Here is an 8,592-nt window from a genome sequence, read left to right on the forward strand (position 1 = left end):
AAGGCGACCCAGCCGGGCGTCTCCGACCTGCCGTCGCCCAGCGGCCACCCCGGGCGGGCCGCGAGTTCGGCCGACGCGGGCGTGACCACCCGGCCGGTGAACAGCGCATGCGTCCACTCCGCTAGGTCGGGCATGGTCATCGCCAGCCCGCCGTTGCCCTCCACACCCCAGTACGGCCCGGCGAAACCGCCCTGGTGTCCCGGCTCCCCGTCGTCGAGGTAGCCGACCGCTCTCGGGCCCGGCGCGGCCGGGTGCCCGTCCCAGAACCCGCCCGCCACACGCCCGCCGGGAAGCCGCAGGACGGTGGAGCTCACGTAGTCCCGGTATCCGCTCCCCGCCAGACGTTCGACGACGAGGCCCAGCAGGGTGTATCCGGCGTTGGAGTAGGCGTACCCGGCACCCGGCGGGAAGGCGAGTTTCAGCCTGCCGATCGCCGCCAGCGCCGCACCCGGCGACAGCGGCTCGTAGTCGCCGCCGTGAGTGCCGTTGAGCCCGCTGGTGTGCAGCAGAAGCTGCCTGACCGTCGCATCGGCCACCAGACCTCGCAGCCGCGGCAGGATCGCGCCAACCCGGTCGTCGAGCGACAGCCTTCCCTCGTCGGCGAGCCGGAGGATCGCGGCCGCGGTGACCGTCTTCGTCACCGAGCCGATGCTGAACACCGTGCCGGGCGTGTTCGGCCGGCGGGCGCCGGTGTCGGCCATGCCGTACGCGGCGCGGCACTCGAAGACGCCGTCCCTGAGTATCGCGACCGACCCGCTGAAGCCGGCGGCAGCCCATGCCCCGAACGCGCGGTCGAGTGCGGGGTCACACGCGGGCGCCCCGGGCGTACGCGCCGCCCGGCCGGGCCCGGCGCCGCACGCCGTCGTGAGCAGGGCGGCGACGGTCAGTCCCGCCGACAGGCCCATAGTGAATCGCGCAGACAATCTTCGCATGCCGGAAACGTACGGACCGCCGCGCGAACCTGATGTGAACGGCGGCGTCTTCCGGAACGGCCGGATCGCCCCGGCCGCATGTTCGCCGGTCAGCGGCCGTCGGCGTCGGCGAAGTCGGGTAGCTCGGTGGACAGCAGCCCGTCGGCGGCGCCGTCGAGGAGCCGGGCCATCTCCGTGGAGCGGGGAAGCATGGTCGTCTCGTAGGCGTGGACGGCTTCGCCGACGGTGTCGTGGCAGGCGAGGGCGAGGGCGAGTTCGCACGCGTCCAGCATGGCGAGGTTGACGCCGACGCCGAGCGGGGGCATGAGGTGGGCGGCGTCGCCGAGCAGGGTCACCGTGGGGTCGTGCTCCCAGGCGTGCGGGACGGGCAGGGCGAAGATCGGGCGGTCGACGTAGGGGCCGTCGTTGTCGGTGATCAGCCGGCGCAGGCGGGGCGCCCAGTCGCGGTAGCGCTCCAGGAGGAGGGCGCGGATGCCGTCGGCGTCCCGAGGAGTGAGACCACCGGCGGTGATCCAGTCGGCCGGTACTCGCTGGATGATGTAGACGCGGATGTGGCCGCCGCTGTTGCGCTGGGCGAACAGGCCGCGGTCGCCGTCGGCCGCGGCGGCGCTGCCCTGGCCGACGAGCTCGGCGATGTCGGGGTGCCGGGTCTCGACGTCGTGGAACCAGGCTTCCAGGAAACTCACGCCGGTGTAGCGGGGGGTGGCCCGGGAGACCGCGCGGCGGACCTTGGACCAGGCGCCGTCGGCGCCGACGACGAGGTCGGCCTCGATGGTGGTGCCGTCCGTGAAGTGCAGCTGCCGGGGGCCGTCGGCGGGCCCGCCGACGGCCTGCAGGGCGTGGCCCCAGCGTACGGTGCCGGGCTGGAGCGAGTCGAGCAGCAGGTCGCGCAGCCGGCCGCGGTCGATCTCCGGTTTGAACCGCTCGCCCTGCTCCGGGACGTGATGGAAGAGGATCGTGCCGGTCGGATCCATCTGACGCATCTCCTGGCCCTCGGGCCGGGCCAGTTCGAAGAACTCCTCGAGCAGGGCGGCTTCGCGTAGCGCGATCTGACCGTTGTCGGCGTGCAGGTCGAGGGTGCCGCCCTGGTCGCGGGCGGCGGGGCCGGCGTCACGCTCGTAGACGACGGCGGCGATGCCGTGCCGCTGGAGGATGCGAGCGCAGATCAGGCCGCCGGGGCCGGCTCCGACGATGGCGATCCGGGGTGCCGGAGTGATGTTCATGGGGATGCTCCGTCCGTACGGCGCGCAGTGCCGTGACTGCCGCGCCGAAGGGGTCCTGGGTCAGGGGGATGGCGGGGTCTCGCCGAGGACAGGGGCGGCCGGGCGATGCCTCAGAGCCGCCGCCCAAGGAAAACACACTCGCTCAATAAGTGCAACGGTACAACTTTTGCATCTGGTCAACCCAGGAGTAGGGTGCCGGTATGTCCAACAGCACGACCGGCACCGCGCCAGGTCCCGCTCCCGCGCCGGTCGGGCGCCGCGAGCGCAAGAAGGCCGCCACCCGCCAGGCCATCGCCGACGCCGCGCTGCGTCTGTTCCTGGAGCGCGGATACGACGAGGTCGGCATTCGCGAGATCGCGGACGCCGCCGACGTGTCCACCACCACGCTGTTCAAGCACTTCCCGGTCAAGGAAGCCCTCGTCTTCGACGAGGACTCCGACCAGGAGACCCGCCTGCTCGCCGCCGTCCGCGGGCGGCCCGAGGGCCGGTCCATCCCCGCCGCGCTGCGCGAACACGCCCTGACCACCCGGCTGGCCACCGCCGACGGTGACGCCGGCTTCACCGCCTTCGCCGACCTCGTGGCCGGCACCCCCGCGCTGCGCGACTATGCCCAGAAGATGTGGCTGCGCCACACCGCCGCACTCGCGAAGGCCATCGCCGAGGAGAGCGGCCTCGCCGGGGACGACCCCGTCTGCGCCGCCCTGGCCCACTTCGCCCTCGAAGCCCCTCGTGCGGCCTACGCCCACGACAACCCCCAAGAGGCCATCACCCGCGCCTTCGACCTCCTGGAACACGGCTGGAGCGCGGTCGCCCGGAGCAAGGCGTGAGCGAGCGCCCTGAAGCGGCATGGCACGCGCGCGGCGGCTCCCGTCACGTCGGACGGGAACCGCCCGCTCCGGGGCTCTTAGGGTGCGAGGTCGCGGCCGCGATGGCTGCGGGATCCCAGTAGAACGGCCGGCACTCGAGCATGCGCCCGTCCCGTACCCGGATCAGTTGCATGATCAGCGTGTCGACGACCTGACCCGTCGCACGCGCGCGGAACCGTACCCGGCTCCGTACCACCACCGTGTCCCTGTCGCCCCAGTGTTCCTGCTCCAGGAACTCCATGGAGGTCCAGAGCTCGGTGAAAGCGGCCAGGAACCGCTGCAGCCCGTCACGTCCTCGCCACGTCCCCGTCCCCGTGAAGGGCAGGCCGGGAGCCTGGTACAAGACGACCTCGGGGTCCAGGTACGCGGCGACCTCGTCATAGCCGGCCTTGCCGAACCCACCCGCGGCCACGTACGCGGCCTCGGCCCGGTAGAACTTCTCCATCACCGCCCAGGCGTCCTGCCGCTCGTCCCCGCCAGGCGAGCCGTCGGTCTGCTTCCCGGTCACGTTCGCCGTACTCATGCCTCCAGCATCACAGACAGGCGAAGCACCACCCTGGCGGTTATCGGACGCCTCAGCGGCCGGTGGTCTTCGGCGCCGGCTGTGCCCGAACACCGCCGATCCCGACGTTGTCGCCGCAGCGCGCCGACCGCCCGAAGCCGCGGCGACCTGGCCTTTCACGATCGGCTAGCGATCGGCTGACGGTGCCCTTCCTACGTTGATGCCGCTCGCGAAGGCCGCGAGCACATCGAGAACCGAGGGAATCCTCATGCGTATTCGCACACTCGTCACCGGCCTCGGCCTGGCCGCCGGCCTCCTCGTCCCCGCCGGGGTGTCCAGCCCGGCCCACGCCGTCACCGCCGCGACCGCCTGCACCGTGGAGCTCTACTCCATCTACGCCGGCAACGTCGACGAGAAAGACGGACGGGACGAACTCCGCTTCCGCGTGGACGGCAACCTCTTCCCGCGCGTCAACTCCAACTACTCGACGATGACGGCGGGCGACACCGACTACGGGTCGGACTTCGAAGACCCGACCACGATCGTGGACCCGTCCCACTCCGCGTCCTTCCAGCTGCGTGAGGTCACGCCTCCGGCCGTCGGTTCCGGCACCCACCTGGGCAGCGCCACCGCGGACTGGTCCGACTGCAACACCCTGCAGGTCGGCCAGGCGGCGAACCTCCCCTCGCAGTCGATCAGCGGCACCGACAAGACGTACTACGACTACCGCGTCGTCCTCAGAGTCACCGGCATCTGAACAGACCGGCCGTCCGTACGGCAGGCCGCGGTTTCCCTCCGGTCCGCATGGCGGAGGGGAACCGCGGCCCGCACATTCTCAGGAGTCGAAGCCGACGCCGAGGGCGTCGAGGGTGCGCAGCCAGGCGTTGCGCCGGCCCTCGTGCTCGTCGGCCCGGGCGATGGCCCAGCGGGTGAGCTGGATGACGCCGGACCGCACCGGCTCGGGCGGGAAGGGCATCGGCTTCTCCCGCACCATGCGCAGGTCCGTACGCTCGGTCACCCGGCCCTGCAGCAGGTCGAGCATGACGTTGGCGCCGAACCGGGTCGCGCCCACGCCGAGGCCGGTGTATCCGGCGGCATAGGCGAGGCGCGAGCCGTACGCGGTGCCGAAGAAGGCGCTGAACCGGCTGCAGGTGTCGATGACCCCGCCCCACCTGTGGGTGAAGCGCAGGCCGTGCAGCTGTGGGAACGTCTCGAAGAAGTGCATGGCGAGCTTCTCGAAGGTGGCGTCGCGCTGGTCGTACTCCGGCCTGACCAGGCCGCCGTTGTGATAGACGGCGTCGTAGCCGCCCCACAGGATCCGGTTGTCGTCGGTCAGGCGGTAGTAGTGGAACCGGTTGGCCGAGTCACCGATGCCCTGGCGGTTCCGCCAGCCGATCTCCGCCAGCAGGTCGTCGGGCACCGGCTCGGTCATCAGCGCGTAGTCGTACACCGGCACGAGGAAGTGCCTGAGCCGGCGCAGCAGCGGCGGGAACGCGCCGGTGCCGAGGGCCACCCGTCCGGCCCTGACCCGGCCCTTCGGCGTGGCGAGTTCGAGCGTCACGCCGTCGTCGTGCAGGGAGCGCACCGGCGTGTGCTCGAAGACGCGCACGCCGAGCCGCACGCAGACGTCGCGCAGCCCCCACGCCAGCCGCGCCGGGTCGACCATGGCGACGCCCTGCCGGTCCCACACGCCGCCGAGGTACGTCGGGGAGTCCACCTCGGCCCGCACCTGCTCGCGATCGAGCCGCTCCAGCGGCAGGCCGAGCGAGGCGGCCCCGCTCACCTCCTCGTCGAGCCCGGCGAGCTGCCACTCCTCGGTGGCCACCCGCAGCTCGCCGGTGCGCTCGAAGGAGCAGTCGACGCCGTAGCGGGTGAGGGTCCGCTCGATCTCGTCGAGGTTCTCCAGGCCGAGCCGCTCCAGTGTCGCGATCTCCGCGGGCCAGCGGTCCTGGCCGTTGCCGAGCCCGTGGGTCAGGCTCGCCGCGCAGAACCCGCCGTTGCGGCCGGAGGCGGCCCACCCGACCGCGCGGCCCTCCAGGAGGACCACGTCGAGCGAGGGGTCGCGCTCCTTGGCCATCAGGGCGGTCCACAGGCCGGTGAAGCCGCCGCCGACCACCGCGAGGTCCGCCGTGACGTCTCCCGTCAGCGGGGGCAGCGGCTCGGGCGCGATCGGCCGGTCCAGCCAGTACGGCTTACGCTCCGCGTCGGCGAGCGCCTTCGACGGGACCACGGTCTCACTTCCTCACGCGTTGGCGCGGCGGCGTGCCAGGAGGGCGTTGACCACGGCGATCAGCACACCGGCCGCGAAGATCAGCGTTCCCATGACGTTCACCTGCGGCGGGAGGCCGACACGCGTGGCGCCCCAGATCCACAGCGGGAACGTCATGGTGCCGCCGGAGTTGAAGTTGGTGATGACGAAGTCGTCGATCGACAGCGCGAAGGCCAGCATCGAGCCCGCCAGCACACCGGGGAAGATCATCGGCAGGGTGACCAGCCGGAACGTCGTCCACGGCCCCGCGCCGAGGTCGCGCGCCGCCTCCTCCAGGGAGGCGTCGAGCGTCATCACCCGGGCCCGCACGGTCACGGCCACGAACGAGATCGAGAACATGACGTGCGAGATCACGATCGTCCAGAAGCCGAGCGGCACGGCGAGCGTGACGAACAGCGACAGCAGCGACGCGCCCATCACGATCTCGGCGCAGGAGATCGCCGCGAACATCACCAGGTTCATCGCCCCGGAGCCGCGGAAACGGTAGCGGCCGAGCGCCAGCCCGATCAGCGACCCGAGCACCCCGGCGATCAGCATCGTCAGCACGGCGATGACCAGCGAGTTCACCAGCGCCTGGGTGAGGTCGCCGATCTCGAACAGCTTGCCGTACCACTTGAGCGTGAAGCCCTGCCAGGCCGTGTTGTACCGGCCCTTGGTGTCGTTGAAGCCGAACAGGATCATCACGGCGATCGGCAGCACGAGCCACGCGATCACCAGCCACGTGTAGATCTGCAGGCCGCGGCCGCGCAGCAGGCCACCCCTCATCGGGCCGCCACCTCCAGCACGTCCTCGGTGCCGAGCGCCTTGGCGTACGCGAAGATGCCCACCAGCAGCAGGGCCATCAGCGTGAACGACAGCGCCGAGGCGGTCGGGTAGTCCTGGTTGACCAGGAACTGGTTCTGGATGACATTGCCGATCATCGTGTTGCTGGTGCCGCCGAGCACGGAGGCGTTGACGTAGTCGGAGGTGGCCGGCACGAACGTCATCAGCACACCGGCGAACACTCCCGGCAGCGACAGCGGCAGCACGACGCGCAGGAAGGTCTGCAGCTTGCTCGCGTAGAGGTCCTGCGCGGCCTCCAGGACGCGCGGGTCGATCCGCTCCAGCGCCACGTACATCGGCAGGATCATGAACGGCAGGAAGTTGTACGCCAGGCCGCCGATGACCGCCGCGCTCGTGGCCAGGATGTGGAAGTCCTGCGGCACCAGGCCCAGCGACTTCAGCGGCCCGAGCAGCATGCCGTTGTCGGACAGGAAGAACTGCCAGGAGATGGTGCGCAGCACGAACGACACCAGGAAGGGCAGCAGCAGGAGGAACAGGTAGATCGACTTGCGGTTGCCGCCCTTGAAGGCGATCCAGTACGCCACCGGGAAGCCGATGACGATCTGGATCACCGTCGAGATCACGCCGTACACCACGGACCGGATGATCTGGTCGTGGTAGGTGCTGATCCCGTCGACGTAGCTGTGCCAGTTGAACGTGAACGCGTAGCCGTTCACGACGTCGCCCGACTGCAGCGACAGCGACAGCATGACGACCGTCGGGATGACGAAGAAGATCGCCAGCCAGAGCGTGCCCGGGAAGAGCAGCAGGTACGGCGTCAGCGCAGCCTTGAGCCTGCTCATGACGTCGTGATCGCCTGGAAGATGGACTCGAACTTCTTCTGCTCCTGCGGCGTCTTGAAGTTCACGTAGTTGCGCAGCCTGGCGGTGTCCTCCGTGCTCGGGAACACCAGCGGGCTGCTCGCGACCTCCTCCAGGAGCTTCTTCCTGCTCCCGGACGCCTTGGCCGCGTCGGCGGCGATGACGTCCTTGGCGGCCGGGACCGGCGTCACGTAGTTGATGTACTCGGCGAGTTGCGCCGCGACGTTCACGTCGTAGAAGAAGTCCATCAGCATGATCGCGTCGACCGGGTTCGTCGCGGTCTTCGGGATCGTCATGTTGTCGGTCCAGATCGTCCCGCCCTCCTGCGGCACCACGAACTTGAGGTCCGTGCCGTCGGAGACGTTCTTCTGGAAGACGTCGCCGGACCACGCCATGGTGAGCCAGATGTCACCCTTGGCCAGCGGGTCCATGTACGCCTGGTCGTAGTACTTGCGGACGATGCCGCCGTCGCGCTGCTCCTGGAGCTTGGCCGCGGCCTTCTCCCAGTCCGCCTGGGTGGACTTGTCGGGGTCGGCGCCGACCGCGAACAGGCCGAAGTTGGCGATCTCCTGGGAGTCGGACATCATGCCGACCTTGCCCTTGTACTTCGGGTTCCACAGCTCGGCGATGCTGGTCGGCGGGGTGTCGATGTACTTCGGGTTGTACGCGATGCCGGTCATGCCGGAGGCCCACGGGATGCTGTAGACGTTGCCCGGGTCGTACGACTCGTTCTTGTACTGCTCCGCCGCGTTGGCCGCGAAGTTCGGCAGCTTGGAGTGGTCGAGCGGCGCCAGGTAGCCGAGCTGGACGAGCTGCTCGAAGTGCAGGCCGTTGGTGACGATCATGAGGTCGTAGTCGATCGACTGCCCGGCGGCGAGCTGCGGCTGGATCTTGGCGAACCAGCTCGGCATCTCGAGGATGACCTCTTTGTAGCTCACCGTGATGCCGGTCTGCTGGGTGAACTGCTTGAGCTCGGGCTGCTTGGGGTCCATGTAGAGCGGCCAGCTGGCGAAGTCGACGTGGCCGTTCTTCGTCTTGCCCGACCAGAACTTCTCCACCTCGGACTGGGCCTGGGCGGAGGAGGTCGGCTTGGCCGTGCCCTTGCCCTGCACACCGCAGGCGGCGAGGGCGAGCCCGGCGGCCGACAGGCCCGCGAG

The 8,592-nt window shown here is 70.1% G+C and carries 9 protein-coding genes; 2 read left to right on the forward strand and 7 right to left on the reverse strand.

What is annotated here, in order from left to right; translation table 11 throughout:
• A partial coding sequence (locus AB0J39_RS35875; protein ID WP_363473006.1) for a serine hydrolase domain-containing protein occupies nt 1-932 on the reverse strand: 932 nt, incomplete at its 3' end.
• Between the two features lie 89 nt (nt 933-1,021).
• Nucleotides 1,022-2,155: an NAD(P)/FAD-dependent oxidoreductase gene (locus tag AB0J39_RS35880; RefSeq protein WP_363473009.1), complete on the reverse strand. Its 1,134-nt coding sequence runs from the start codon at nt 2,153-2,155 to the stop codon at nt 1,022-1,024.
• Nucleotides 2,156-2,355: 200 nt separating this feature from the next.
• Here AB0J39_RS35880 and AB0J39_RS35885 point away from each other — a divergent pair, with 200 nt between their 5' ends.
• On the forward strand, nt 2,356-2,982 hold the full coding sequence (locus tag AB0J39_RS35885; protein ID WP_363473010.1) for a TetR family transcriptional regulator: 627 nt from the start codon (nt 2,356-2,358) through the stop codon (nt 2,980-2,982).
• A gap of 43 nt (nt 2,983-3,025) precedes the next feature.
• Here AB0J39_RS35885 and AB0J39_RS35890 read toward each other — a convergent pair whose 3' ends face one another.
• Nucleotides 3,026-3,544, reverse strand: coding sequence for a nuclear transport factor 2 family protein (locus AB0J39_RS35890; RefSeq protein ID WP_363473012.1), 519 nt, complete (start codon nt 3,542-3,544; stop codon nt 3,026-3,028).
• Nucleotides 3,545-3,791: 247 nt separating this feature from the next.
• On the opposite strand from AB0J39_RS35890, the gene AB0J39_RS35895 reads away from it, so the two are divergent.
• The gene (locus AB0J39_RS35895; protein ID WP_363473014.1) at nt 3,792-4,280 is read left to right on the forward strand and encodes a hypothetical protein; all 489 of its coding nucleotides are present in this window, start codon (nt 3,792-3,794) and stop codon (nt 4,278-4,280) included.
• Between the two features lie 78 nt (nt 4,281-4,358).
• Here the strand turns inward: AB0J39_RS35895 and AB0J39_RS35900 are convergent, their stop codons facing one another.
• The 4 genes from AB0J39_RS35900 to AB0J39_RS35915 all read right to left on the reverse strand — a co-directional run.
• Nucleotides 4,359-5,753, reverse strand: a complete 1,395-nt coding sequence (locus AB0J39_RS35900; protein ID WP_363473015.1) for an FAD-dependent oxidoreductase — start codon at nt 5,751-5,753, stop codon at nt 4,359-4,361.
• 12 nt (nt 5,754-5,765) lie between these two features.
• Nucleotides 5,766-6,557 (reverse strand): ABC transporter permease, encoded by a 792-nt coding sequence (locus AB0J39_RS35905; RefSeq protein ID WP_363473017.1) that lies wholly within the window; start codon nt 6,555-6,557, stop codon nt 5,766-5,768.
• Nucleotides 6,554-7,417, reverse strand: a complete 864-nt coding sequence (locus AB0J39_RS35910; RefSeq protein ID WP_363473019.1) for an ABC transporter permease — start codon at nt 7,415-7,417, stop codon at nt 6,554-6,556. The genes AB0J39_RS35905 and AB0J39_RS35910 overlap by 4 nt, the downstream gene beginning before the upstream one ends.
• The coding region (locus AB0J39_RS35915) for a spermidine/putrescine ABC transporter substrate-binding protein (protein ID WP_363473021.1) at nt 7,414-8,592 on the reverse strand (1,179 nt) is incomplete at its 5' end. The genes AB0J39_RS35915 and AB0J39_RS35910, both read right to left, overlap by 4 nt.

Origin of the sequence: Microbispora sp. NPDC049633, from assembly GCF_040675265.1 — a bacterium.
Lineage (GTDB): Bacteria > Actinomycetota > Actinomycetes > Streptosporangiales > Streptosporangiaceae > Microbispora > Microbispora maris.